At 62.6% G+C, this 22,871-nt stretch carries 30 protein-coding genes and 1 tRNA gene; 19 read left to right on the top strand and 12 right to left on the bottom strand.

Annotated features, from left to right (window positions below; all coding sequences use genetic code 11):
* From B7L68_RS02585 to B7L68_RS02565, 5 genes are all read left to right on the top strand, one after another.
* A partial coding sequence (locus tag B7L68_RS02585) for a TIGR04084 family radical SAM/SPASM domain-containing protein (RefSeq protein WP_081246132.1) occupies positions 1 to 860 on the top strand: 860 nt, incomplete at its 5' end.
* A 43-nt stretch (positions 861 to 903) separates the two neighbouring features.
* Positions 904 to 1,761 (top strand): hypothetical protein, encoded by an 858-nt coding sequence (locus B7L68_RS02580; protein WP_081246131.1) that lies wholly within the window; start codon positions 904 to 906, stop codon positions 1,759 to 1,761.
* Positions 1,758 to 2,120, top strand: a complete 363-nt coding sequence (locus tag B7L68_RS02575; protein WP_081246130.1) for a hypothetical protein — start codon at positions 1,758 to 1,760, stop codon at positions 2,118 to 2,120. Before B7L68_RS02580 ends, B7L68_RS02575 begins: the two co-directional genes overlap by 4 nt.
* Before the next feature lie 80 nt (positions 2,121 to 2,200).
* Positions 2,201 to 2,851, top strand: a complete 651-nt coding sequence (locus B7L68_RS02570; RefSeq protein ID WP_081246129.1) for a haloacid dehalogenase — start codon at positions 2,201 to 2,203, stop codon at positions 2,849 to 2,851.
* Between the two features lie 15 nt (positions 2,852 to 2,866).
* Complete coding sequence (locus tag B7L68_RS02565; protein ID WP_081246128.1) at positions 2,867 to 4,114, top strand: amidase; 1,248 nt, start codon at positions 2,867 to 2,869, stop codon at positions 4,112 to 4,114.
* Here the strand turns inward: B7L68_RS02565 and B7L68_RS02560 are convergent, their stop codons facing one another.
* The 4 genes from B7L68_RS02560 to B7L68_RS02545 all read right to left on the bottom strand — a co-directional run bounded on the left by B7L68_RS02560 (position 4,115) and on the right by B7L68_RS02545 (position 6,682).
* On the bottom strand, positions 4,115 to 4,900 hold the full coding sequence (locus B7L68_RS02560; RefSeq protein ID WP_081246127.1) for an MBL fold metallo-hydrolase: 786 nt from the start codon (positions 4,898 to 4,900) through the stop codon (positions 4,115 to 4,117).
* A gap of 104 nt (positions 4,901 to 5,004) precedes the next feature.
* Positions 5,005 to 5,589, bottom strand: a complete 585-nt coding sequence (locus B7L68_RS02555) for an HAD family hydrolase (protein ID WP_081246126.1) — start codon at positions 5,587 to 5,589, stop codon at positions 5,005 to 5,007.
* A gap of 80 nt (positions 5,590 to 5,669) precedes the next feature.
* On the bottom strand, positions 5,670 to 6,095 hold the full coding sequence (locus tag B7L68_RS02550; RefSeq protein ID WP_081246125.1) for a universal stress protein: 426 nt from the start codon (positions 6,093 to 6,095) through the stop codon (positions 5,670 to 5,672).
* Positions 6,096 to 6,238: 143 nt separating this feature from the next.
* Positions 6,239 to 6,682: a universal stress protein gene (locus B7L68_RS02545; protein WP_081246124.1), complete on the bottom strand. Its 444-nt coding sequence runs from the start codon at positions 6,680 to 6,682 to the stop codon at positions 6,239 to 6,241.
* 68 nt (positions 6,683 to 6,750) lie between these two features.
* On the opposite strand from B7L68_RS02545, the gene B7L68_RS02540 reads away from it, so the two are divergent.
* Positions 6,751 to 7,704, top strand: a complete 954-nt coding sequence (locus B7L68_RS02540) for an NAD(P)/FAD-dependent oxidoreductase (RefSeq protein WP_101958000.1) — start codon at positions 6,751 to 6,753, stop codon at positions 7,702 to 7,704.
* A gap of 5 nt (positions 7,705 to 7,709) precedes the next feature.
* Here B7L68_RS02540 and B7L68_RS02535 read toward each other — a convergent pair whose 3' ends face one another.
* Positions 7,710 to 8,138 carry a CBS domain-containing protein gene (locus B7L68_RS02535; RefSeq protein WP_081246122.1) on the bottom strand — a complete coding sequence of 143 codons (429 nt, stop codon included), beginning with the start codon at positions 8,136 to 8,138 and terminating at the stop codon, positions 7,710 to 7,712.
* A gap of 99 nt (positions 8,139 to 8,237) precedes the next feature.
* On the opposite strand from B7L68_RS02535, the gene B7L68_RS02530 reads away from it, so the two are divergent.
* The 3 genes from B7L68_RS02530 to B7L68_RS02520 all read left to right on the top strand — a co-directional run bounded on the left by B7L68_RS02530 (position 8,238) and on the right by B7L68_RS02520 (position 10,128).
* Positions 8,238 to 8,639: a hypothetical protein gene (locus B7L68_RS02530; protein ID WP_081246121.1), complete on the top strand. Its 402-nt coding sequence runs from the start codon at positions 8,238 to 8,240 to the stop codon at positions 8,637 to 8,639.
* Positions 8,640 to 8,669: 30 nt separating this feature from the next.
* Complete coding sequence (locus tag B7L68_RS02525) at positions 8,670 to 9,527, top strand: PhoU domain-containing protein (protein ID WP_081246120.1); 858 nt, start codon at positions 8,670 to 8,672, stop codon at positions 9,525 to 9,527.
* Positions 9,528 to 9,603: 76 nt separating this feature from the next.
* Positions 9,604 to 10,128, top strand: a complete 525-nt coding sequence (locus B7L68_RS02520) for a molybdenum cofactor biosynthesis protein B (RefSeq protein ID WP_081246119.1) — start codon at positions 9,604 to 9,606, stop codon at positions 10,126 to 10,128.
* A 137-nt stretch (positions 10,129 to 10,265) separates the two neighbouring features.
* Here B7L68_RS02520 and B7L68_RS02515 read toward each other — a convergent pair whose 3' ends face one another.
* Together B7L68_RS02515 and B7L68_RS02510 are read right to left on the bottom strand one after the other, a co-directional pair.
* Positions 10,266 to 10,793, bottom strand: a complete 528-nt coding sequence (locus tag B7L68_RS02515; protein WP_081246118.1) for a hypothetical protein — start codon at positions 10,791 to 10,793, stop codon at positions 10,266 to 10,268.
* 35 nt (positions 10,794 to 10,828) lie between these two features.
* The gene (locus B7L68_RS02510; protein WP_081246117.1) at positions 10,829 to 11,530 is read right to left on the bottom strand and encodes a hypothetical protein; all 702 of its coding nucleotides are present in this window, start codon (positions 11,528 to 11,530) and stop codon (positions 10,829 to 10,831) included.
* Between the two features lie 518 nt (positions 11,531 to 12,048).
* Here B7L68_RS02510 and B7L68_RS02505 point away from each other — a divergent pair.
* From B7L68_RS02505 to B7L68_RS02490, 4 genes are all read left to right on the top strand, one after another.
* The gene (locus B7L68_RS02505) at positions 12,049 to 13,242 is read left to right on the top strand and encodes a Xaa-Pro peptidase family protein (RefSeq protein WP_081246116.1); all 1,194 of its coding nucleotides are present in this window, start codon (positions 12,049 to 12,051) and stop codon (positions 13,240 to 13,242) included.
* Positions 13,239 to 13,841, top strand: coding sequence for a type II CAAX prenyl endopeptidase Rce1 family protein (locus B7L68_RS02500; RefSeq protein ID WP_081246115.1), 603 nt, complete (start codon positions 13,239 to 13,241; stop codon positions 13,839 to 13,841). Before B7L68_RS02505 ends, B7L68_RS02500 begins: the two co-directional genes overlap by 4 nt.
* Positions 13,842 to 13,890: 49 nt before the next feature.
* On the top strand, positions 13,891 to 14,775 hold the full coding sequence (locus B7L68_RS02495; RefSeq protein ID WP_081246114.1) for an ATP-binding protein: 885 nt from the start codon (positions 13,891 to 13,893) through the stop codon (positions 14,773 to 14,775).
* 309 nt (positions 14,776 to 15,084) lie between these two features.
* Positions 15,085 to 16,329, top strand: a complete 1,245-nt coding sequence (locus B7L68_RS02490) for a VWA-like domain-containing protein (RefSeq protein WP_081246134.1) — start codon at positions 15,085 to 15,087, stop codon at positions 16,327 to 16,329.
* 154 nt (positions 16,330 to 16,483) lie between these two features.
* Here the strand turns inward: B7L68_RS02490 and rpsJ are convergent, their stop codons facing one another.
* Both rpsJ and tuf read right to left on the bottom strand, forming a co-directional pair.
* Positions 16,484 to 16,804, bottom strand: coding sequence for a 30S ribosomal protein S10 (rpsJ, locus tag B7L68_RS02485; RefSeq protein WP_081246113.1), 321 nt, complete (start codon positions 16,802 to 16,804; stop codon positions 16,484 to 16,486).
* A 54-nt stretch (positions 16,805 to 16,858) separates the two neighbouring features.
* Positions 16,859 to 18,193, bottom strand: a complete 1,335-nt coding sequence (tuf, locus tag B7L68_RS02480) for a translation elongation factor EF-1 subunit alpha (protein WP_081246112.1) — start codon at positions 18,191 to 18,193, stop codon at positions 16,859 to 16,861.
* A 158-nt stretch (positions 18,194 to 18,351) separates the two neighbouring features.
* Between tuf and B7L68_RS02475 the strand changes: the two genes are divergently transcribed.
* From B7L68_RS02475 to B7L68_RS02455, 5 genes are read left to right on the top strand one after another with little or no spacing between them, the layout of a single operon-like run.
* On the top strand, positions 18,352 to 18,732 hold the full coding sequence (locus tag B7L68_RS02475) for a RidA family protein (protein ID WP_081246111.1): 381 nt from the start codon (positions 18,352 to 18,354) through the stop codon (positions 18,730 to 18,732).
* Between the two features lie 18 nt (positions 18,733 to 18,750).
* A complete protein-coding gene (locus B7L68_RS02470; RefSeq protein ID WP_081246110.1) occupies positions 18,751 to 19,098 on the top strand; it encodes a hypothetical protein in 348 nt (115 codons plus the stop codon).
* Positions 19,074 to 19,742, top strand: coding sequence for a hypothetical protein (locus B7L68_RS02465; protein WP_081246109.1), 669 nt, complete (start codon positions 19,074 to 19,076; stop codon positions 19,740 to 19,742). Before B7L68_RS02470 ends, B7L68_RS02465 begins: the two co-directional genes overlap by 25 nt.
* Complete coding sequence (locus B7L68_RS02460) at positions 19,718 to 20,821, top strand: hypothetical protein (RefSeq protein WP_143615282.1); 1,104 nt, start codon at positions 19,718 to 19,720, stop codon at positions 20,819 to 20,821. The genes B7L68_RS02465 and B7L68_RS02460 overlap by 25 nt, the downstream gene beginning before the upstream one ends.
* Before the next feature lie 3 nt (positions 20,822 to 20,824).
* Positions 20,825 to 21,424, top strand: coding sequence for a hypothetical protein (locus B7L68_RS02455; protein ID WP_143615281.1), 600 nt, complete (start codon positions 20,825 to 20,827; stop codon positions 21,422 to 21,424).
* Positions 21,425 to 21,798: 374 nt separating this feature from the next.
* On the opposite strand, the gene B7L68_RS02450 is transcribed toward B7L68_RS02455, so the two are convergent.
* The 3 genes from B7L68_RS02450 to B7L68_RS02440 form a co-directional block, all read right to left on the bottom strand.
* Positions 21,799 to 21,887: transfer RNA gene (locus tag B7L68_RS02450), tRNA-Ala, on the bottom strand.
* Positions 21,888 to 22,019: 132 nt separating this feature from the next.
* Positions 22,020 to 22,262: a hypothetical protein gene (locus tag B7L68_RS02445; RefSeq protein WP_081246106.1), complete on the bottom strand. Its 243-nt coding sequence runs from the start codon at positions 22,260 to 22,262 to the stop codon at positions 22,020 to 22,022.
* Complete coding sequence (locus B7L68_RS02440) at positions 22,259 to 22,426, bottom strand: 30S ribosomal protein S30e (protein ID WP_081246105.1); 168 nt, start codon at positions 22,424 to 22,426, stop codon at positions 22,259 to 22,261. The genes B7L68_RS02445 and B7L68_RS02440 overlap by 4 nt, the downstream gene beginning before the upstream one ends.
* A gap of 95 nt (positions 22,427 to 22,521) precedes the next feature.
* Here B7L68_RS02440 and B7L68_RS02435 point away from each other — a divergent pair, with 95 nt between their 5' ends.
* A complete protein-coding gene (locus B7L68_RS02435; RefSeq protein WP_081246104.1) occupies positions 22,522 to 22,866 on the top strand; it encodes a hypothetical protein in 345 nt (114 codons plus the stop codon).
* Positions 22,867 to 22,871 lie beyond the last annotated feature (5 nt).

The raw sequence follows: 22,871 nt of genomic DNA, 5'->3' as shown, positions 1-22,871 counted from the left end.
TCAAGGCCAGGCGCTTCGGGATCCAGACCAACGGGCTCCTCGCGAGGAGGCTGCCGCCGGAGTACTGGCGCAGATTCGACGTGGTCCTCCTCTCCATAGACGGGGTCGAGGAGGTGACGGACCGCTACAGGGGGCGGGGCGTCTATAGATCGGTGGTGAGGACGTTGAGGTGGCTCAAGGACGAGGTGCGGTGCGGATGCGAGGTGATCGCCAGGATGGCGGTGGGGCGGGCGAGCGATATATACAGGGACGTCTCCCACCTCCTGTCGCTGGGCTTCGACAAGGTCCACTGGCAGCTCAACGCCGTGTGGACCGACGAGTGGGGCCCCGACGAGTTCCTGAGGTGGGCGAGGTCGAGCTATCTGCCGGGCGTGGCGAGGCTCCGCGACTGGTTCCTAGACGAGGCGCGGAGGGGGCGTCTGCTCGGCATAGTGCCGTTCCTCGGCATCTATCGAGCCATGCTGGTCAGGCCGTATACCTGGGTTCCCTGCGGCGCGGGCAGAGACGCCTTCGCGGTGAACACAGACGGCAGAATCCTCGCGTGCCCCATAGCGGTCTCCGAGCGGTGGGCCGCGGTCGGCGACGTCAAGAGGGGCATCGACGCGGTTGGGCTCAAGCTAGACGAGAGGTGTTCGTACTGCGAATACCGCCACGTGTGCGGGGGCCGTTGCCTCTACACCCACTACGAGAAGTACTGGGGGGATGGGGGGTTCGAGGCGGTGTGCGAGGTCACCAAGAGCACCATCAAGATACTGGAGGAGGGGAGGCCGGTCTTGGAGGACTTGCTCTCCAGGGGGGTTCTGAGGAGGGAGGACCTCGACTACGAGCCGACGCTGGATTCAACAGAGGTCATACCGTAGGCGGCGCGTCGGAATCTATTTTAATATACCAACGGGCTACTGCGTGAGGACCCACGCGTTTATGGCCTTGCTGTTCGCCGCGGGGCTCCTAGGGGCTCTGCCGTATCTATACGCGCCGTCCCAAGCCTCGGAGCAGATACTGCCGGCGGCGCCCTACTCCCCCTCCAACACGGCGTCGGCGGCGGCCTACAACACGACGTTGTTCATATCTCTGGCCGTGGCCGCCACGGTATTTATCTACCTGGTCATGAGGTATAGGAAGTTCTTCAAGGCGTTCATAGCGGCCATATGGCTTCTTGTGATCGTCGGCGTCTTCTGGGCGTACGACCTGAAGTACTACTCGTGCGGCCTGTTGCCCGACTGGGCGGCCGAGGCGCTCTTCTACGCGCCCTTCGCGGTCGCCCCAGCCGTGATATACGCGATACTCAAGGCCCGGCTGGACCAGGCGGTCGCCGTGTTCAGCGCGTTGGCGGGGACCATGGTCGTCTGGATACTGCCCCCTCTGACGGTCCTGGCCCTCCTGGCGGCGCTCCCCGTATACGACCTCGTTATGGTCTACTGGGGCCTTCTGGGCAGGATGGTCAGGAAGGCCAAGGAGAGCGCCCCCCTCCAGCCGCCCGCGGGAGGGCCGAGGGAGCCGCCCCTGATGGGGCTTATGGCCAGAGTCGGCGAGGTCTCGGTGGGCACGGGCGACTTCTTCGCCTATACGGCCGCCATCACCTTCATAGGCATTAAATTCTCGCAGTACGGCTTGATCCCCTCGCTGGCCGCCATGGCCCTCGGGCTCGTCCTAATATACGCGGGCTTTCTGTTGACCGTGAGGCTGTTGTTGCGGCGTTTTGGGTACGCCCCCGCGCTGCCCATACCCATGGCTCTAGTCATGCCCCTGTTGTTGCTATGAACCTCGAGGATATAGTGCTGGCGATACTCTCGAAATTCGGCATATTGGACTCCCGGTCCATAGCGGCCGCCATGGTGCTGTTGAGGGAGGAGGCGGGCGTCGACGACGTGCCCCGGCCAGGGAGACAGCTGTATATACCCCAGCTGGCCCCGGCCCTGGAGAGCCTGGTCAGCAGAGGCTACGTCACCGTCTACCAAGAGCTCGGGTCCTCCGCAGTGAAGTACGCCTTGACCAAGCTGGGCTCAGACGCCGCGGCCAAGATCCAGATAAGAGGTCTCGACGAGCTGGCCAAGAAGTATCAGTTCCAGTACGTGCCGTTGGCGCTCGTCGTGGCGTTGAGATATCCGCAGTACTGGTAACCGCCGGGCTGGGCGCGATCCGCCCCGCTCGTCGACACAGCGTCGGGAAATAGCTTTTATATGGCCGCCCGACGGGGGCCGTGCTCAACGTGGAGAGGCTCTATAGGGAACTGAGGGAGTACGAGGAGACCAGGGAGAGGATCATACAGATGTCCATAAGGGTCACGAGGCTCAGCAAGTCGGTGATCTACTCGCTCATCAGAGGCGATGTCGAGACGGCCGAGAGGCATCTGAAGGACATGTCGGCCGTGGCGGCGGAGCTGAGGGACTTGGTCTCGCGGTACCCCATGTTTTACAACAACGGCGCGCAGGGGCTGCAGGAATACGTCGAGGCCTATTCCCTCTGGGTGTTCCTCAGGGAGGGGAGGTTCCCGAGCCGCGAGGAGGTGGGCGTGGACGTCATGACTTATTTGATGGGCGTCGCGGATATCGCTGGCGAGCTGGGGAGGAAGGCCAACGAGGAGCTGGTGAGGAGGGACTTGAAGGCGGCGGAGTCCCTGAGGGCCGCCGTGGAGAGGCTGTACCTAGATATGCTGGGGCTCGAGCCGCGCGACTTCGAGCTCAGGAAGAAGGTCGACTATATATCGAACCAGGCGAACTGGATAGCAGAAAAGCTTTTTTACGCATCAACGTGTCGCCAGATGTATGAAGTACGTCAGGGAAATAGTGAGGGAGCTGGAGCTGGGCGAGGCGACGGAGGAGGTGGAGAGACAGGTCGAGGTCATCCTTAGGGGCCTCGGTCTATTATGATAAGAGAGCTGGTCGAGAGGAATCTGGCGGACCCCGCATCTCTGAGGAAAATCGCTGAGGAGGCTCTGAGGAGGGCCGAGGCCGACCGCAACAACTACTTCCTCGCGATAGATAGGGGCCTCCCCTGGAAGGCAGAGCGTCTGGCGGGGCTCGGGCGCGGAGGCCGCCTCTTCGGGCTCGTGCTGGCCGTAAAGGACAACATAGATGTAGTGGGGTTCCCGACCACCAACGGGGCGCCCTACGCCAAGTCGACTCCCGCCCGGACGGCCGCCGTGGTCAAGATGCTGGAGGCCGAGGGGGCTTTGGTTCTGGGCAAGACCAACATACACGAGCTCGCCTTGGGCGCCACCAACGTCAATCCGCACTTCGGCCCCACGAGGAATCCCGTGGATCCCTCTAGAATAACCGGCGGCTCTTCGGGGGGATCCGCAGGGGCAGTCGCGGCGGATATCGCCCACATAGCCCTGGGGACCGACACGGGCGGATCAGTGAGGATCCCCGCTGCGTTGTGCGGAGTCGTGGGCTACAAGCCCGCCTACGGCGCCTTCCCCGTCGACGGCGTGAGGCCGCTGGCGCCTACGCTGGACCACGTGGGCTTCCTCGCCAGGTCGGTCTCCGACGTGGCCTATCTCATGGAGGTCCTGCGGGGCGTCAAGGCGGAGCCCCCGACCCGGTTCCGCTTCGCCGTGTTGAGGGGAATCGCGGACGTCGATGAGGAGGTGGAGAAGGCCTTCTGGCGCGCCGTCTCGGCGCTCGAGAAGGCGGGCGGGGAGCGCTTTGAGGTGGACGTGGACGCCAAGCGCTTCTCCCACGCGCGGGCCGCCGTGCTCCTCGCCGAGGCGGCCGCCGTCAATTGGGGCTACCTCAAGGCCCACGGCCAGTCCATGGGGCGCGACGTGGCGTCTCTCCTGCGCGTCGGAGCTGCCCTCCCGGCGGCGGCCTATATAAAGGCGCTTGAGGTGCAGAGGGAGGCCAAGGCCTATTTCGCCTCGCTCCTCAAGAGGTACGACGCACTGGCGACGCCCACCACGGCGGCGGTCGCGCCGAGGATAGAGGAAGCCGACTCCATAGCGGTCAGGCCCAAGTTGCTGGCCTTCACCGAGCTTTTCAACCTCACGGGCCTCCCCGCAGCGTCAATCCCGGCGCCCGCCTCCGGCCTGCCCGTAGGGCTACAGCTGGCTTCCTCCGACGACGAGAGGCTGTTGGGCGTCGCCCTCGCCTACGAGCTCTCGGCGGGCCGTTGATCAGCTCTGGAGGAGGCCCAGCAACGTCTGCTGGAGGAAGAAGCTGTAGAGGAGGCCGCCCCTCTGGGCTATCTTGGCCACCGCCTCGTCGCTTCTCCTCAGCTCGGCTATTAGGTCGTCGGCCCCTCCTCCCCTCTCCCTCACCGCCAGGGCCGCCTCGCGCCACGTCCTTATCTGCTCGAGGTGGGTCCTCAGGAGGTCGACGTCCTCAGTACACGCGAAGTGGGGGAAGCAGAGCATCTTGGCCCCTATGGAGGCGACCTTCCTGAGGGACTCCACGTATAGGTCGAACCTAAACGGCGGAGGGGTCGTGGGGAACAACGCCCCTATCTCAGGGACGTATACGCCGGCGCCGTCGCCCGTGAAGAGAACGCCGCCGTCTCTGTAGTAGAGCATGACGTGGTGGGGGGCGTGGCCCGGCGTGAAGTAGACGTCTATCGCGTTGAACAGCCTCTCGCCGTCCCTCAGAGGCCTCACGTCGGCTGCACCCCTTGGCTCGCCGAATAGGTCCGCGATAGGGCCGAGGACCTCCTTTGTGGATTGCCAGAGGCGCGAGGGATCGACCACATGCTTCATGTACTTCTCATGTACGTAGACTGGCTTGCCGGCGTGGCCGGCGGCGCCGCAATGGTCGTTGTGTATATGCGTACAGATTATATAGTCGGCGTCGACAGGCGTGTAGGAATTGGGCGGGCCTGGATCCACGGCCGCTCTGGCTCCCCCCACGTCGAGGACGTAGGTGGTGACCAGGTGGTTGCCCTGTACATACCTACGGACGAGCTCCATATAACGATCTTCCTAAAATTCCTAAAAAAATAGACCTCCGCGGGCCGGCCGAGGCCTATGCCGCGAGCCGCCTAAGGCCCGCGGCGGCCGGCAGGCGCGTCGCGTCAACGCCCGGATAGTAGCTCCCTTAAGCTCCTGATGACCTCGACGTCGGGTCTGCACGGCTGGGCCGCCCTCGCTATACACACGGGCCGCGCCCCGGCCGAAAGCGCCATCTCCATGTCGTAGACTGTATCGCCGACGACCACCATGGAGCTCGTCGGCACCCCGAAGATCCGAGACACAGCTAGGAGGGGGTCCGGATGCGGCTTACCCCGCTCCACCTCGTCGCCGCCGAGGACGTAATCCACCGAGATGCCCACCCGCCTCAAGACGGCCCGTGCGAGCACGCCGCTCGAGGAGGTGACCACGGCCATAGGGCGTGGAAGCAATCGGAGGACGTCCACGTCGGGGTACGGCTCCACCTCGTCCATATGTCGCTCCAAGAAGTACTTTATCTTCAGCTGGGCTAGCTCCCTCGCCCGGCCCGGCGCCAGCCGCCTCGCTATCTCGGCCGCTGGGAGCCCCATGAGGGGCCTCACCTCCTCCTCTCTCGCCTTGACCCCGAGCGCCGCCAAGGCGTCTATCCACGCCTTGACGTGCGCCTCGACCGAGTCCACCAACGTCCCGTCCAGATCGAATACGTACACGCCCCGCGGTGGGGAAACCTTTATATTGGTTCAGCGGCCTATCAACTCCTCACCGCTTGGCGCCCGGTTCCTCATCATCGTCACTTGACCACCAGCACGGGCCTCTTTGCGTGGTTCACTATTCCGGTGGAGACGCTGCCGAGGAGCACCCTCTTGATGCTCGAAAGGCCTCTGCTTCCCGTCACTACGAGGTCTGCCCCGATCTTGTCCGCATACTCCACTATAGCCGCGGCCGGATCCCCCTCGAGCATGGCCGTCTCGACAAGCACTCCCGCGGCCTCAGCCTTAGCCCTGGCGTCGGCCAAGTCGGCCTTGGCCTTCTCGCGCATCGAGTCGATTATGTCGGGAGGCACCGGGCCCATGGAGAGGCCCAGTATGGTTGCGGTGTCGACGACCTCCGCCACGTATATCTTCGCCCCGTACTTCTTGGCTAAATCCACGGCGACCTCAAGGGCCTTCCTGGCGTGTTGTGAACCGTCGTAGGCGACGAGAATGCGCTTGAACATATTTCTCAAGACGCCGCATTATTTATCTCTTTTGCCGGATGCCGCCGCCCCGCCTCCGAGTCGGCCGGAGCTCCGTCAAGGGCGCGTGTGCCGCCCACGAGATATGGCAACTCAACACTCTTTTTGGAATAAAAGCCCCGCCGCTATTTAACAATCAAGACCGGCCTTTTCGCGTGCGTCACAATGCCCGTGGAGACGCTGCCTAGGAGCACTCTCTTCATCGTCGAGAGGCCTCTGCTTCCGGCCACTATAAGATCAACGCCTTCCCTATCGGCATACTCCACCACAACAACTGCCGGATCTCCCTCAAGGATCGCCGGCTCGACCTGGATGCCCTCAGATTCGGCTCTGGCCTTAGCCTCAGCGATATCCGCCTCGGCCTTCCTACGCATCGACTCTATTACGTCGAACGGCACATGCGTACCGGGTCCCCAGAACGCCGTGGCGGTATCGATGACCTCGACTATATACAGCCTTGCGCCGTACTTCTTGGCTAAGTCCACGGCGACCTCCAGGGCCCTCTTGGCGTGCTGCGAGCCGTCGTAGGCCAGGAGTATTCGTTTAAACACACCAAATGATCGCGTCATCATATTTATAACAGACGCCCGACCGCCGTCTACGGCAATGCTATATATATACATCACCAGACACCGCCGTGGTCAAGATCTTGGGGCTGGGCCCGTCGGGGGCTGTCTTGGGCGTAGCCTTGGGGAAGGCGACCGCCGTGGAGAGGAGCAGGCGCTACTTCAAGGCGTGCGGCGAAGCCGTCCCGGTGGAGACCCCCATGGTGTCGAGGGAATTCGTCGTGGATAAGGTGCGTAGATACCGCTTCTTCTCCGGCGATAGGCTGATAGGGGAGGTCTCCTACGGCGGACCGCGGTGGTATATAATCGACAAGGCGGCTTGGGTTGAGGCGTTGAGGTCGGCCGTGGGCGTCGACGATGGGAACGATGGGGTCGTGGTGGACGCCCGGGGGCCCTACGCCAGCAGGGGCGTGAGGCTGATAGTCGCCATGGCCTACGTAGAGGGGATCAGGCGCGAGGCGGAGACCGTCGACTTCATATATCCCCCCGGCCTGACGGGCTTCTTCTGGATATTCCCGCACGGAGGTCTTTACAACGTCGGCGGGGGCTTCCTCGGGGTGGAGGACCCCACGCACCTCGTGAGGGAATTCGCCGAGAGGCTGGGCGGCAGGGTGAGGCTCCTGAAGGGAGCTCCCCTGACCGTCATGCCGGAGGTGAATCTAGGGGCCGAGGGGGCCTATAGGGTCGGGGAGGCGGCAGGCCTCGTCTACCCTCTGACCGGAGAGGGCATAAGGCCCGGCGTCATCTCGGCGTTGGCCCTGGCGGAGGCGCTCAAGACGCGGAGGCCTCTGGAGGAATATCGAAGGAGGGTGGAGCGCATCGTCGGGCAGATAGAGCTCCAGAAGAGGCTCCTGGCGCTTGCGGCCAGGCTGGCGGCCAAAGGCGGCTCCGTGTCCCTCCTCGCCGACGACGCCCTCCTCCGGTCCTATATAGAGGAGGAGCTCTCCGCGCGGGGGCTGTTCATGGCCCTCGCGAGGAGGCCGGGGGCGGCGGCGAGGCTCGTCGCGGCTCTGTTGAGGAGGTGAGGCCGCTAGGCGCTCATCCCCCGCTCGAAGGTCCATTCGTCGTAGCCCGCTATGACCCTGAGGGCGTTGTCCTCGTAGACCAGGTCCTTTATCGAGAGGACGCCGTAGAGCCTGCCGTCCTTGACCACCACCACGTGGCGTATATTATGCCTCCTCATGAGCTCGGCCGCCTTGCTCAACGGATCGTCGGCCTCGACCGAGATCACTGACCTCGTCGCTATGTCCCAAACCGGCCTTGAGGGATCTACGCCCTCGGCGACCGCCCTCACGAGATCGCGCTCCGAGACCACGCCGACGGCTCTGGACTGATCCTCTCTGTCGACCAGCACGAGGAGGCCTATATTGTGCTCCTTGAGCATCTTGGCCGCCTCCTTGATGGATATATCGGGCGTGGCCTTGACGACATCCGTCGAGGCGAATTGGGCCGCCGACATGTCGTATACTCTGTTCCTTATTTTTATGCATTTCCATAATTATTCTTAACGTGGGATTTAGCGTGGGCCAAATATTTATCTCGGAAAGTCGCAAGCCCCATGGAGAGACTGCTGGCCGGCGAGCTCGACCACCTCACGGAGCTGCTCAAGCTGAGGGGGGCCGTCACCGACGAGTACATGGCGGCCTTTCTGGACGGAATAATCAGGGAGGTATACCTCAGGGCGAGGCTCCTGGAAGCGCTCAGGATGCCCGACCTCCCGCACGAAGGCGGCGGCTTGGAGCTGGGCGAGGCGGTGGATAGGCTCAACGAGATGTGCAGACGCTACGAGGCCCACATGTCGCTCGTGAAGTCGCTGCGGGCATCCGCCGAAACCCAGCTGGAGCTCGAGGTGATAGCGGCCATGGAGAAAAGCATCGAGAGGACTCATCTGATGCTTAGAATGCTCATAAACGCGCTCACGGAGCTCCCCAAGGCGGCCCAGAGGGCTGAGGGCAGGTGATAGCAAAGTTTATCTAGCTTAAACAAGGATATGGAGACTCGCCGCGTGTTTAGGATAAGGGAGTCCTACGCGGTCTTCCTGCCCAAGGCGTGGTGCGAGAAGAACTCCATCGGGGAGAGGAGCGAGGTGAACGTCATGTGGGAGGAGGACGTGGTGGTCGTGAGGCCGGCGAGGCCGAGGAGCTTCACGGCGAGGGTGTCCAGCCCAGATATGGACACCTTGGTCAAACTGCTGATGGCCGCGCTGGTGTCGGGCTACGACGAGGTCAGGCTGGAGGTGAGGGGGCTCGACCTCGAGCTGAGGCACAAGATCATGTCGGTGGCGCGGGGGCTCTACATGCTCCCCATGGAGGAGGGGCCCGACTATATAGTCTTTAAAGTCGAGGACGTGAAGTTCGACAGAGAGAAGCTGATAGCTAGGATGGTCTCCACGCTCGCCTTCATGATAGACCATCTGGTGACCGCGCCCAAGGTCAACCCGGCGTTGCTCGAGAGCGTAGACGACGAGGTGGATAGATATAGGCACATGATAGAGAGGCTCTGCCATAAATACCCCACAGGGCTCTGCGCCAGCTACGTGCAGCTGGCTAGATACGTGGAGAGGGCGGCCGACCACATCGTCGAGCTGGCGAGGCTGGAGCCCCCCAAGGAGCTCATCGGGGCCCTGAGGGACGCCGTGGCGGAATTCGTACGGTCGTCGTCGGCCGACGATTTAAGGTCGGTCTTTGCGTTTATAGAGGCCACGAAGAAGACGCGCTTCTTGTTGCAACAGCTGGCGCGGGACGAAATAACCATGCTGCACGCCGACAGAGTCGTCGACTATTTGACCAACGCGGCGGAGGTCTACATCGATATGTTGACGCGCAGAAGCCCGACGGCGGAAATCTAGTGCGCGGACCGCCGAGGCTCCGTGCCCGGCGGCCTGGAATGCTGATAAGCATAAAAAGTCCTCTGACTGAGGCCGCGTGAGGCCCCACGAGGAGCATCGGGCACGCGGCCCCAAGGAGCTATCCTTCTGGGTAGTCACGGTGAGCACCTCGCGCTACGAGGCCATGGCCTCCGGGAGGAGCTACACCGACGAGTCGGGCGATGCGGCCGTCTCCCTCATATCGCGGGCGGGCCATAGGGTGGTCGGCAGATCGCTCGTCAAGGACGACTTGGTTATGATCAGAGGCGTCGTCATGGACTTACTCCGGAGGTCCGACGTGGACGTCGTGGTGCTCACGGGGGGCACCGGCGTGGCGCGCACCGACGTGACCATCGAGGCGGTGAGGCCGTTGCTTGAAAAGGAGCTGGACGGCTTCGGCGACGTCTTCCGCCTCAAGAGCTATCAGGAGGTCGGCACCGCCGCGATCATGTCCAGAGCGCTGGCCGGCGTCTCCAACGGCAAGTTGGTGGTCGCCTTGCCCGGCTCGCCCAACGCGGTGGAGACGGGCCTCGGCATAATACTGCCCGAGGCGCCGCACATAATATATCTGGTTCGGTCCTAGGGACGCCGCCGGTCTTGCGGCGCCCGGCCGCAGCGGGCTCTGCCGGCTTGGCTACATACGGCCGACGTCCGGGGCGACGGTCGAGAGCCCGGCGCCGCGCCCGGAGGCCAGGCCCGCGGCCGTCCGCGCGGTCTAGATCACCCCACCTCCGCTATCTTTCCGCCGGCGCGCGATCTGCAGATCTCCCTGGCCATCTCGCGCGGCTCCCCGAAATATCTAACCGCGGCGGTTTTCCTCTCGTCTATATACTCGGGGAAGGCCTTGGCTAGGTTGTCCGAGGCGAGGCCGGTGTTCGTCAAGACAAATACGGGCTTCCCCATGGCGTAGCCCATGAGGACCTCTATCATTGTGCCGGCAGCCCCTCCGAACGCCGCCACGGCGTCAGCCGAGCGGACCAACATGACGCTCCGGCATCTGTACTCGCACCCGGTCCTTATCCCCACGGCGCCCTCGGGGAGCTCCACGTCCTCCCTCTCTATGGGGAGGAGGGCGATCACCGCGAGGCCTCTTCTCAGCGAGGCGTCCACCACGCGCCTCATCAACCCCCAGTAGCCCCCCACGAGCACCACGGGCTTTGCGCAGGAGACAAGCTCGTCGAAAAACGCCTCTATCTTGGGGGCGAGCGCCTCCGAGTCGGTGCTGTGGGCCGCTACGGCCAGCTTCATGGATGGCTAAGTATACAGCTAATTAAGCATCAGCGCTAGGAGAACAACAGCCTGTACAGCGCGAGGCACTCCCTGGCCGTGAGGCCCTCGCAGGCCTTGCCCGGCTTGCAGAAGTCGGCTAGGCTCGTTATGAACCTCACGGCGTCCTCGGAGCGTTTGAAAAACGCAGAGGCGAATATGGCTCCGCTGTACGTCCTCTTGATTATCGTGGCGCCTAGGTCCTCCAGAATCCTCGGGGCGGCCATGATCACCGGGCACGCGCCCCTCAGCGACAGCCCTATATCGACGCCGCCCTCGCATATATATAGGTCCATGTCCTTATTGGGCCCGACCAGATAGGCGTATATGCAGGCGCCCCTGAGGTCCGCGTCCAGCAACTTGGGCTCGACGAATTTGTATACGGCGTCGATAAGCTCGGGTGCCTTCCGCGACGTGCACTCGAAGGCCGCGAGGGCGTTTCCGTAGCCCTTCACCGAGAAGGCCGAGTTGCCGTACCTAAGGCTGATCGAGCTGCCGCGTATGCTTATATGGGTTAACCTCTGTCCCTCTATATTGCAGTAAACGGCCTTGAGCGTGGTGGCGCGCCATGAGAGCGCCCAGGAGGCCGCCAGCCCGGCCAACACAGCGGCCGAGAGGACGTAGAGCCCCTTGGCCCACGCGAAGGCGGCCAGGGCGAGGAATACCAAGAAGCCGCCGCGCTCCAAGAAAAAACGGTAGAAGCCCAGGGCCAGCCTCACGGAAAACTCGACTCTCGTTTATATATTTCTTGTTGCAAGGAACTTCTCGGCTCTCCACATATTGGCAACATCGAGGCGTATTTGATCGCATGACCTGGACGGCGCCGCGTACGGCATGAAACGCGCCGTAGGCTCTGCGGCGTCGGGTCTATACGTAGCGATATGTAGGCGGCCGAGCCCTTCAGTCATAGCGGGCAAGTCGCCGGGCGGTGCGGCCTCAACGGCGCCTATGTGTCGAATATGCGCACATCCAGCGGGGGCAGATGGGGGGACCGATCCGCAAGCCGTCTCCATATCCGCCCCCTTGATCGCCTCCTCGAGGAGCCGTGGTCCTTCGAGACCCGACCGTGGCTATATCGATGCGGCCCTTCTCGCCGTGACGGCCCTATTGGATGTAGAGATATCGCCGTAGCGCAGCTCGCCGGCGTCAAGCCCATCCGCGGGATGGAGCTGGGCGCCCGTGGGAGGCGCCCAACGCGACGACCGATGGTATATATTGCTGTGGGTTCGTTCTATTAATGCCCAAGGTCGGGAGGCAAGCCTTGTTGAGGAGAATCGCCGAGTTGGGCAGGAGGCTGTCTGGGCTGGGCTACGACGCCTACTACGTGACTAACCCCGAGAACATATTCTACCTCACGAACTACTTCTTCCTCCAGACTGAGCGGCCCCTGGCCCTCCTTGTCACGGCACGCGGGGAGCTGGCCCTGTTCGCGCCCATGGTCGAGTACGAGCACTTCTCGCTGAGGTCCGACCTGCCCGTTGAGGAGCATTACTACTTCGACTACCCGGGCGAGGTGCACCCCGTGAAGTTCATCGCCGAGAGGATCGGGGAGCTGGCGAAGAGGTGGGGCATAGAGTCCCTGGCGCTGGAGACGCGCGCCGGCGCCGCCGGGGGCTGGGGGTACAGCGGCCCGGCTCTGGCGGACCTCCTGGGCCAGCTGAAAACAGCCGTGGAGCCGCGGCTCGTCGAGGACATGCGGCTGATCAAGGACGACGAGGAAATAGCCTTGATAGAGGAGAGCGGCAGATGGGCCGCCAGAGGTCTCGAGATAGCGTCGGGCCTCATGGCCGAGGGGAGGTACGACTGGGAGGTGGCGCTGGAGGCCAGCCTCGAGCTCAGCAGAGAGATGAAGAAGGCCTTCGGCCAGGACTACATGCCGCTGAGGGAGTCGGTGCCCGGCTTCGTCGGCTTCAGGGGACAGATAGGGGAATACAGCTACTATCCCCACTCCATATCCGCCCCCCGTCCGTTCAAGAGGGGGGACGTCGTCGGGATCGGGGCGGGCCCCGAGGTCGGGGGATACTACAGCGAGCTGGAGAGGACTCTGGTGCTGGGGGGAGCAAGCCAGGAGGTCAGGAGGTACTTCGACGCCATGCTGGAGCTCAGACGCGCCGCGCTCGACGCCTTAAGGCCCGGCGCATCTGCCGCCGAGGTCGACAGGGCCGTGAGGGCGAGGGCCGAGCGGCTGGGCCTAGCGGAGAAGCTTAGGCACCACACGGGCCACGGCATAGGGCTGGGCTTCCACGAAAGGCCCTATCTGGACGTGGGGTCCGACGAGGTCTTGAGGCCGGGCATGGTGGTCACCGTGGAGCCGGGGATATACGTACGGGGGCTCGGCGGATTTAGGCACTCCGACACGGCCTTGATAACCGAGGACGGCTATAAATTGCTCACAAAATACCCCGAGGATCTCGACGAGCTGATGGTATGAGCGATAGAGGCGCACTCTACATGGCGCTGGCCTACATGGCGTTGCTGGCCGCGTGGGATGTCGCCTCGGCGTTTCTCCCCCCATCGGCGGCCGTGTACGGATTCGCCGCGCTGGAGACGGCCTTCTTCGCGTCGTTTAGATGGGTCAGGCGTAGGTACTCGAGCCGCGGCTTCTACAACGCGCTTCTGCTCTTCTTCATGTGGCTTATGGGCACGGTGTACCTATCGCCGTTTCTGGCCTCGGGCGAGGCCGCCTCGGAGCCCCAAGCCCTCTACAGAGGCGGCCTGCTGCCCGTACTGGTGGTGGTCCTCACGCTGGAGGAGCCCGTGGTCTCGGAGTCGATCTTCAGAGGAATTCTATTCCAGCGGCTGTCGCCTAGAGGCAGGCCGCTGGCCTACGTGGCCTCGTCTCTGGCCTACTCCCTCCTGATAACGGCGCCGGACACCGCGGCCGAGGCGCTCACGGCGCTTCTCTACTTCCTGCTGGGGCTTATACTCGCCTACGCCTACGAGAAGGGCGGCTTCGCGTCGGCGTTGGCGATACACGCCATGTACTCCGTGCTGAACACAGCCTTTCTAGTCCTGTCGGTAGCCGTCTAGGGGCTCCGGCCGCCGCGCAACCGATTTATATAGAGAAAATGGAGACCATGTGGTCAGAATCACGCAGATATTGAGCCTCCCCCCGGAGACTCTGAACAGAATCCTCCTCCTGGGCGGGCCCGGGATAGGCAAGACCGAGATCACGGAGCAGTACGCCAGAGAGCTCGCCAGGAAGGAGGGCAGAACCTTCGTCGACCTGGATCTGCTGGACGATACGGCCGCCCGCAGGCTGGCCGAGGACTGCGAGGGGCATTTCGTCTATCTCAGGGTGGCAGCGCCCCATATATTCCCCGAGGACGTCTCTATCCCCAAGCCCATAGCCAGCGGCGACGTGATAGACTTCCTCACGCCGGTGAGGCTGAAGATACTGTCGAGATGCAGAGGCCTCTTCTTCATAGACGAGATGACGAACGTGAAGAGGGCCGACCAGAGGGTCTTCTTCTACAGCCTAGTGCAGGAGGGCAAGGCGGGCTGGAGCTGGAGGCTCTCCCCGGACGTGATAGTGGTGCTTGCCGGCAACCTGCCCTCCATGAGCGTGGACGCCGAGCCCCTCCCCGCCCCGTTGCTGAACAGGCTGACGGTCTTCAACGTGGAGCCGCCGACGGTCGACGAGTGGTGCGCATATATGGAGAGGAAACACGGCGACGCCTGGGAGAGAGCCGTCTGCGAGTTCCTTAAGGAAGGCCCATCCTTCCTCTTCGAGCCGCCTAAGGAGCCCGAGGGGCTTGAGGCGTACCCGACGCCCAGATCCTGGACGCGGCTGGCGGTCCAGCTCCACATACTCGGAGGCATCAAGGCGGACGAGGACCTAGTCGCCGAGGTGGTCTACGGCAATGTAGGCCGCTCCACGGGCTCCAAGTTCCTGAATTTCTACCTGTCTAGAGTACCCAAGGAGTTTTTTCGAAAGGCCTCTAGAGCTGTGGAGAACGTTTGACATAGAGCAGAAGCTGATTGCGGCGGGCCTCTACGCCAAGGCCCTCATAGACAGGTACCTATCGGGAGGCTCCATCGATCTAGCCCTGCTGGAGCATCTAGCCGACGAGGAGCGGGAGTTCTACGCATACATCTTGACCACGGCGGTGCGGACGTTCAAGGAGAGGGTCGGCATGCGGCGCGAGTTGCTCGAGGACTTCGCGAGCAGGCTACCGCTCAAGGTGAGGAAAGCCGCCGTGGGTCTGTGGCGGTAGCCACGGGAGGCGCCGCGGGGACGGCGCCAATTTAATATAGATCAATCCCTATGTACGTGGAGCTGGGCCGTATAGGCGAGGAGTTTCAGAGGATTAAGGAGTACCTCATGTTGAGAGATCCGACTTACTACTTCCTCGTCATGTCTTTCCCCATAGGCTACTCCAAGGAGGTGCCTAAGAACGCCTACGCCATGTTCACCGGCAACACGATACTGGTCGGAGATCGCTTCTTCCAGCAGTCGCTCACCACGGAGAACAGGGCTGCGGTGCTTATGCACGAAGTCCTGCACGCCTACCTGGGCCACCTGGAGAGGGCCAGGGACCTCATGAAGATGGGCAAGGCCGAGGAGGCCATGGCCTTCAACGTGGCGGCAGACGTGGTCATTAACGAGAAGCTCGAGGCGGGCGGCTTCGAGGTGCCCTGGGATATGTTGAGGGCGGAACACGTCGGCGTGTCCAGGACCGCGGCCCTGAGGATGTCCGCCGAGGAGCTCGCGGCAAGGCTGTCGGGCCTATCCCGGAGGCAGCTCTTCAGGCTGTATAGACAGTCTTCGAGGATAGCCGAGGGCGAGAGGCAGGTCTCCAACTACGTGCCCATGAATCAGGGCTCGGAGGAGATCAGACAGGCCAGCGACCCCGGGGAGGTCAGGAGGATGCTGGAGAGGAGAGTGATGCGCATCAGGTCATATAGAGAGCCCGGCGTATCTCCCTCCGGCCACCTGAGGCATATAGTAGACGTGGATAAGCCCTCCCTGGACTGGAGGAGGCTTCTGAGGGTCGAGCTGGAGGAGGCCGTCGAGAGCCTGAGGGATCTGCGCAAGCGTTGGTCCAGGACGTCCCGCAAGTCCGAGTGGTACCCCTCGAAGGTGGGTATGGGGCCCAACGCCATCGATGTATACGTCCTGCTGGACACGTCCGCGTCCATAGACGACGAAAAGCTGAGGAGGTTCGCCTCTGAGGTCTACGGCCTGTTGAGAGCCGGCGTCTCCAGAGTGTTCGTGATACCCTGGGACGCCAGAGCCTACGACCCCGTGGAGCTCAGACGCCCCGCCGACATAGAGAAGATAAAGAGGGGGCTGAGGGGCGGCGGAGGCACCATCCCCGACGAGGCCATCAAATACGTCTTGGCCAAGGCGCAGCGCAGATCCATCGTCGTGGTCCTCAGCGACTTCGAGCTCGCGGAGACGGCCGAGACCAAGAAGCTCTTCTCGGAGCTCGCGGCCAAACACAGGCTCATCTTGGTATCGGCCGGAAGAGGCTCGGTGAACTATCCAGGCACCTTCATCAAGATCTCCGACTGAGGCCCATCGCAACTTCAAAGCAGTATGTAGATGCTCAGCGCCGATCAGGTCGGCAAGGCTGCTTTCCGCGCCGAGACGCCTAAATTCCGGCCGCCCGCGGCCTCAACAAGGCCGTCCGTCGGCTCTGCGGGGCCTTCGGCTTGAAAGGAGGCGCCTAGACCAGCTGCAGCTCTATTTTGACGGTGTCGGGGACCTTTATCGTCATCAGTCTCCTTATCACCTTGTCGTTGGCCTCTATGTCTATAAGCCGTTTGTGGATCCTGAGCTCCCAATGCTCGAAGGTGTGGTAGCCCTCGCCGGAGGGCGCCTTTCTGGTGGTGACCATCAGCCTCTTGGTGGGCAGAGGCACCGGGCCTCTCACACCTACGCCCATCTTCTTGGCTATATCGACGATCTCCCTGGCAACGCTCTCCAAGTCCGAGTAGCTCGTGCCGTACAGCCTGATCCTCACCTTCCTTCGCGCCACCATGCTCATGGCCTCCCGCCAGCTGGCCGTTTATAAAATTTTCCCTAGGGGCTCTAAAACCGATTATTTGGTCTGGATCTGGGCCGGCTTGACCTCTATCACCTGCCCTGCGGCGATGGTGCGGCCCATGTCGCGAAGCGCGAAGCGGCCCAGCGCCGGGAACTCGCTGAATTTCTCCACGACGACGGGCTTAAGCGGCTTCAGCCTCACCATGGCGACGTCGCCCTGCTTGATGAACTGCGGCTTCTGCTCTATGGTCTGGCCGGTGCGCGGATCTAGCTTCGACACCAGCTCGGTTATCTGGACCGGCACGGTGGCCGTGTGGACGTGCATGACCGGCGCATAGCCGGGCCCGATGGCGGTGGGGTGCCAGAGCACTATGACGCGCGCCACGATCTCCTCGGCGACCGTCGGCGGGTTCTCCACCTTGCCCAGCACATCGCCGCGCCTCACGTCGTCCTTCTCTATGCCGCGCAGGTTGACGCCTATATTGTCGCCCGGCTTGGCCTCCTCCAGCTTCATGTGGTGGGTCTCCAGGGAGCGGACGTCGCCCGCCTTCCCGGCCGGCATGACTATCACCTTGTCGCCGGGCTTTATCACGCCCGTCTCCACCCTGCCCACCACCACGGTGCCGGCGCCTGTGATGGAGAAGACGTCTTGTACCGGAAGCCTGAGCGGCTTCTCCACGGGCCTCTGCGGCGGCTCCAGCATGTCGAAGGCCTCCAGGAGGGTCGGGCCGTTGTACCAGGGCATGTTCTGCGACTTGGCCTTTATGTTGTCGCCCTTGACCGCGCTGACGGGTATTATGGGCACCTTGGCCGGGTCGTAGCCCAGAAGCTTCAACATCTTGACGAGCTCAGCCTTTATTTGGTCGAACCTCTTCTGGTCGTAGTTGACGATGTCCATCTTGTTGACCGCAATCACCAGCTGGTTGACGCCCAAAGTCTTGGCGAGGAATAGGTGCTCTCTGCCCTGGCCTTGAGGCCCTATGGCCGTCTCGAACTCGCCCGGCCTAGCCGATATCACGAGCATCGCCGCGTCGGCCTGGCTGGTGCCCACGATCATATTCTTTATGAAGTCGCGGTGCCCCGGCAGGTCTATTATGGTCAGGAAGTACTTGCTGGTCTCGAAGCCGACGTGGGTCGCCTCGATGGTCACGCCCCTCTCGCGCTCCTCCCTGAAGCGGTCCAGTATCCAGGCGAAGGCGAAGTCCTCCTTGCCCATCTTCTTAGCCATCTCCTCGATCTCCTTGAAGCCCTTCTCGTCCACGTAGCCGGTCTCGTAGAGCAGTCGGCCGGTCAGAGTCGATTTGCCGTTGTCCACGTGGCCTATCACGGCCAAGTTCAGGTGGGGCTTCTGCAACGCCGAAGGCTTGGGGTTCAATATTATCGACGGCATGGCGACTCTAAAGTGGCTATATTTAAGCTTTATACCAAGATATCGGCGGCCGGATTACTTAACGCAAGCGACCTCCACGTCGGCGAGCGCCCCAGCCGTCTCCATGGCCCTTGCGCGGCTCGGCGCAAAACCTATAAGGAGCTGCGTGGCGGCTCATCATGAGGGAGGTGGTCTACACGAGGGCGGCGCCGGAGCCCATCGGCCCCTACAGCCAGGCCGTGAAGGCCGGCAACCTCCTCTTCGTGTCCGGGCAGATACCCGTCGACCCCAAGACCGGCGACGTGGTCAAGGGCGGGATAAGGGAACAGACGCGGCAGGTCCTCGAGAACATAAAGGCAGTGCTGGAGGCGGCCGGCTACGGCCTCTCGGACGTGGCCATGGCCTTCGTGTTCCTCGCAGACCTCTCACTCTTCGGCCAATTCAACGAGGTCTATGCCGAGTACTTCAGGGAGAAGCCGCCGGCGAGGGTGACGGTGCAGGCCGCCGGGCTTCCGAGAGGCGTATTGGTTGAAATAGCCGTGATCGCTGTGAAGCAGTGAGGAGGACCCGCAACGCAGATGGGTGAAGAGGAACTGGGCGCCGAGCTCCTGGTCTCGTCAAGCGGAGGCAATCCCTTCAGAGTGCTGGTCGTAGGCCCCCCGAAGGCAGCCGCCGCGGCGGCGAGACGCGTCGGAGGAGTCGCAGTGTCTAACTTCCTGGACGTGCCGCCCGAGGTCTATGAGGGGATCTACGCGGTGCATGCGTCCGGCGATCTATCTCCGCTCCTAGCCGGCGCCCGGGTCGTGCTCTACATAAGGGGGCCGGTCCCCCCGCCTGCGGGCACGCGCCTGATAGTTCTGACGTGTTCCCGGGATCCCCTCTGCGGAGAGGCCGACTGCATATGCGGAGGAGCGCTGAGGATCTAGTGCTCACGACAGCTGCGGCGAGGTTCGGCGTAGAGGCGTGCGCAGACCTTCTGGAGGCGGTGGCTGACAGGGCGGATCCCATATACCTCCCGATACCGACGGAGATCTGCGAGGGGGCCTTCGTCGACCTGGGCGCGTTGGGGTGGCTGTTGGAGCCGCTCCTCGACTTGTACCACCACGCGCCGGGCAGATGGCTCTGCTACGGCTCGCTCGACGACTTGAGGAGAAGGGCATTGGCCACCGCCAGGCTGGCCGGGCTCGTGGTTAGGGCCAAGGTGTTCGGCTCCGTCGATCTGCGCCGGTGGGATTCGCTATTTGCCCTGCCGCCGCAGGAGCCGCCGAGGCCTTCGTTGGCCATAGGCTACTGGGGCAGGGACTCGGTGATATGCGGCGCGCCCGTGCCCACGCCCCTAGAGCTCGCCTCAGCCTTCTGGGCCGAGCTGGACGGCGCACAGAAGCGGGAGCTCGTCGAGTATATAGTGGAGTATATAGATCTCCTCCTGGCCAGTATAAACATGGACGAGGCCTACTCCAAGCTCCTGTCCCACGGGCGCTACCTCCGCTTCGCTGACGCGGTCGTTCACCGCGTGGGAAATAGAAAGCACGACGTCGTTCCCACGTGGTTTCCAGAGAATTCGACTTAAGCCCCCAGGCACAGCCGGGCATGATCCGAGAAAAAACAATGACAATAGTAATAATAGCAGTACTGGGGCTGGCAGCGCTGGGGGCGCTGGCCCTAGGCGCCTCTACACAACAGCAGACGTGTCCCCCCGACGTGGAGGTCAAGTGGTACGCGCTTGTGAGCTATCTCGCCTACGCCTCGGGCCAAAGCCCATCCCAGCTAATAGCGGAGGCCCAAGCCTCCGGCAACTTCACCGTGGAGATATCGGGGGGAGCCGAGCTCACGGTGCCCTACTGCTCGCTGAACGCCACCTTCCCCAACGGGACGAGGGCGTTCTTCGCGCCGGCTGTCGGCGTCGGCGAGCTCAAGAAGCTAGGGCTCAACGTGACTCAGGCTAGGGCGGTCTTCCAGAGGCTCCAAGAGGCCAGGCGGGAGGCGCTGGCCAATCTAAGCAGATATCTAAAACCCATAGAGATAATGGGGCTCGACGAGGCGGCTCTAGCCCTGTCGCGCGACAAGGGCTATAGGGAGGCCGCCGAGGCCAACGCGAACGCCTCGGCCGTCTTGAGGGCGCTCGCGGACGTGGTGGCTAGATCGGGCGTCGGCGGAGCTCTGGTGGGCGAGGTTCTCAACGCGAGCGAGGCGCACCGCGAGGTGGCCTCAGCGCTTCGGCTTATAGGAGAGGCCGGCGGCCTCGCCGGGATTAGGGCCGGCGTAGCCGCGAACCTCAGCGCAGCGATCACCAGCGACAGCGGCTATCTCAACGCGTCGGCCGCCATGGAGGAGCTCGCGAGCAGGCTGGACGTATTGGCGCGCGCGATCGCCGCAGTAAATTCCACGGTGGCCGGGCGCCTGGCGCACGAGGCCCGGCTTCTCAACAGCTCCGCCAGCGCCCTAGCCCTCATCGGAATCCAGGGAGGTATCCACGGCATAGATGCAAACGTCGCGGAGGAGGTGGCCTCGGCGCTCAACGGCAGGCGGCATGTCTGGATCGATCGGCCTCGGCGGCAACGCGACAGGCTCTGTCGGCATATCTATTGGCGGCTCGGCTGGCTCCATGGGCGGCTCGGGGGCCGGCTCGGGCGGCATGGGCGGCGGTAGGCCATGATCTTGCTGAACTTGACGATACCGCCGCTCCTTTTCATAGTGCTGACGCCGGCGGCCATGTCCAACGTCAGCATGCCGGCGCCCAACGCCTCTGCGATAGCCGCCTTCTCAGCCAACGGCACCTCTCTCCCGGCTCTGGCCTACGGCGGCAGGATCTACGTACTGCAGGATTGGGCCCCCGCCTATGTGGAGTACGTCCCGGCCTACGCCAACGCCAGCGGGGTCTACTCCATCGCGCTGAGCCTCGACCAGAAGGCGCTTGTGGTGGCGCCGCCGGGCATAATGCCCCAGAGCATATCGGGAAGCTACGAAATACTCGCCGTCAATAGCACGGGGACGTATATAGAGGTAGGGCCCGGCAGCGTGTCGCTGTCTTACTACGCGATAAGGTTCTCCCTAGCGCCGGCAACCCCAACAAGCTCGACGAGCACAACCTACACATCAAGCAGAACCTACACATCAACGACGACGCAGTCTGTATCAGTTGCTCAATCAACTACACAGGCAACACAGTTATCTGGTCTAAACGCTATATATATAACCATTATGGTAGTGATTATTATAATAGCTATATTACTACTAATTAAAAAGAAATAATAAAAAATATTTTAAATAAATTTTTAATATAATTTATAATATAATAACTAGGCCTATAGATCGGTTCAAACCCCAGCGACGCCATACATCGTCGTTACAACTCTCCTAAGACCAGCCGAAGAAGTCCGGCTACCGGAAGAGCTGCGGGAGTCGGCATGCAGGACTAGGGCAATACATCAAGCCGGGAAAATCGCCGAGGATCCCTAATTGGTAAAGGACACGGCACCCCGCCGCGGCTGGATTCGCCGCCCCATTTTGAATTGATGCATCGAGCTTAGCCGGCTATGGAGCCGATATGCCGCACATCCGATATACGGAATCGACTACAGTGTCCGGTCGGACTGTGCAGACGATAGCCGGAAGAGCTAGCCGGATGGACCGGCCGGGATTTGAACCCGGGATCTCCCGCGCGCCAAGCGGGCCTAAGGGAATGCTTTCAATCCTTCCGCTAGACTACCGGCCCTTTACATATATTTCTAGTGGTTTTTAAGCTTTTCCCCATTCTGCATCCAGCGTCAGGCGCCGATCGGGCGCTACGCCGGTATGACCCGCACGCCGAGGCTATTAGGCGAGGACTGCCGGCAGCGCCGTGTGGTTATTCGCCGGCCTTGAGTCTCTGGAGCGCATCCCTGGCCTTGTCTAGATGCCAGAGCAGCTCGTCCAGCTCCTCCTCGGCGAGATCCGCGTTCCACCTCTCAAAGAGGAGCTCCAGGGCCTGGGCTAGGTAGTGGGCCGCCGGCCAGTAGGGGTGGTGCTCGGCTACGCCCGATAGAAGCGACGAGATCTCTCTGGCGCGCCGTAAAAGCGCGGAGGAGACGTCTCCGGAAAACTCGCTCATTCGGACTCGGCGGCCTGGGCCGTGGATGCGGCGTAGACCACCTTCCTCCTATAGTTCCGCGAGTTGCGCCTCCTCGGCGTCAGATTTTTCTTGGGCTTCGGCGGAATTTTCGGCGTCTGGGACCTGACCTTACCCGCCTTGGTCAAGCTACCGTGGGACGGCATATGCCGACCCCCGTATCGCTATTTAAGCTTAGCGCCGGCGTCGGTCGGGCCTCGATATACCGCAACCAATATATTTCCAGACGGAACTATTGGACGTGAGGCTGTACATAGCGGCGTCTCTGGCCATCGCCATATACCTGCTGTACACCCTGCACGTCAACTCCCTGGGCGCCGCGCTGTCGGTGGCGGAGGCGTCCCTCGCGCTCGGCTTCGGCCTTGCCGTCTCCCTAGTGCCTCTGGTCGGCCCCGTCCTATATGCCGAGATAGTCGCCTTGGCCCAGTCCTCGACCGGCGTCGTCCTGCCGCCGGTGCTCTACGTGGCTCTGTCCTGGCTCTCGTTCGCCCTCTCCGTGATGTCGACGGCATTCCTCGCCATGTATTTCCTCCAGATGGGGAGGTGGGCCGCCAAGAGAGCATTTAGGTTTCTGCTCTACTGGTAGCCGCA

Source organism: Thermoproteus sp. CP80 (genome assembly GCF_002077075.2).
Taxonomy (GTDB): Archaea; Thermoproteota; Thermoprotei; order Thermoproteales; family Thermoproteaceae; genus Thermoproteus.
This window is presented reverse-complemented; position numbering and strand designations above follow the sequence as displayed.

Coding starts and splice junctions, on each gene's coding strand:
- B7L68_RS02575 (WP_081246130.1), top strand. CDS start 1,758: ATGAACCTCGAGGATATAGTGCTGGCGATACTCTCGAAATTCGGCATA.
- B7L68_RS02565 (WP_081246128.1), top strand. CDS start 2,867: ATGATAAGAGAGCTGGTCGAGAGGAATCTGGCGGACCCCGCATCTCTG.
- B7L68_RS02560 (WP_081246127.1), bottom strand. CDS start 4,900: ATGGAGCTCGTCCGTAGGTATGTACAGGGCAACCACCTGGTCACCACC.
- B7L68_RS02550 (WP_081246125.1), bottom strand. CDS start 6,095: ATGTTCAAGCGCATTCTCGTCGCCTACGACGGTTCACAACACGCCAGG.
- B7L68_RS02545 (WP_081246124.1), bottom strand. CDS start 6,682: ATGACGCGATCATTTGGTGTGTTTAAACGAATACTCCTGGCCTACGAC.
- B7L68_RS02535 (WP_081246122.1), bottom strand. CDS start 8,138: ATGTCGGCGGCCCAATTCGCCTCGACGGATGTCGTCAAGGCCACGCCC.
- B7L68_RS02530 (WP_081246121.1), top strand. CDS start 8,238: ATGGAGAGACTGCTGGCCGGCGAGCTCGACCACCTCACGGAGCTGCTC.
- B7L68_RS02525 (WP_081246120.1), top strand. CDS start 8,670: ATGGAGACTCGCCGCGTGTTTAGGATAAGGGAGTCCTACGCGGTCTTC.
- B7L68_RS02515 (WP_081246118.1), bottom strand. CDS start 10,793: ATGAAGCTGGCCGTAGCGGCCCACAGCACCGACTCGGAGGCGCTCGCC.
- B7L68_RS02505 (WP_081246116.1), top strand. CDS start 12,049: ATGCCCAAGGTCGGGAGGCAAGCCTTGTTGAGGAGAATCGCCGAGTTG.
- B7L68_RS02500 (WP_081246115.1), top strand. CDS start 13,239: ATGAGCGATAGAGGCGCACTCTACATGGCGCTGGCCTACATGGCGTTG.
- rpsJ (WP_081246113.1), bottom strand. CDS start 16,804: ATGAGCATGGTGGCGCGAAGGAAGGTGAGGATCAGGCTGTACGGCACG.
- tuf (WP_081246112.1), bottom strand. CDS start 18,193: ATGCCGTCGATAATATTGAACCCCAAGCCTTCGGCGTTGCAGAAGCCC.
- B7L68_RS02475 (WP_081246111.1), top strand. CDS start 18,352: ATGAGGGAGGTGGTCTACACGAGGGCGGCGCCGGAGCCCATCGGCCCC.
- B7L68_RS02470 (WP_081246110.1), top strand. CDS start 18,751: ATGGGTGAAGAGGAACTGGGCGCCGAGCTCCTGGTCTCGTCAAGCGGA.
- B7L68_RS02465 (WP_081246109.1), top strand. CDS start 19,074: ATGCGGAGGAGCGCTGAGGATCTAGTGCTCACGACAGCTGCGGCGAGG.
- B7L68_RS02455 (WP_143615281.1), top strand. CDS start 20,825: ATGATCTTGCTGAACTTGACGATACCGCCGCTCCTTTTCATAGTGCTG.
- B7L68_RS02445 (WP_081246106.1), bottom strand. CDS start 22,262: ATGAGCGAGTTTTCCGGAGACGTCTCCTCCGCGCTTTTACGGCGCGCC.
- B7L68_RS02440 (WP_081246105.1), bottom strand. CDS start 22,426: ATGCCGTCCCACGGTAGCTTGACCAAGGCGGGTAAGGTCAGGTCCCAG.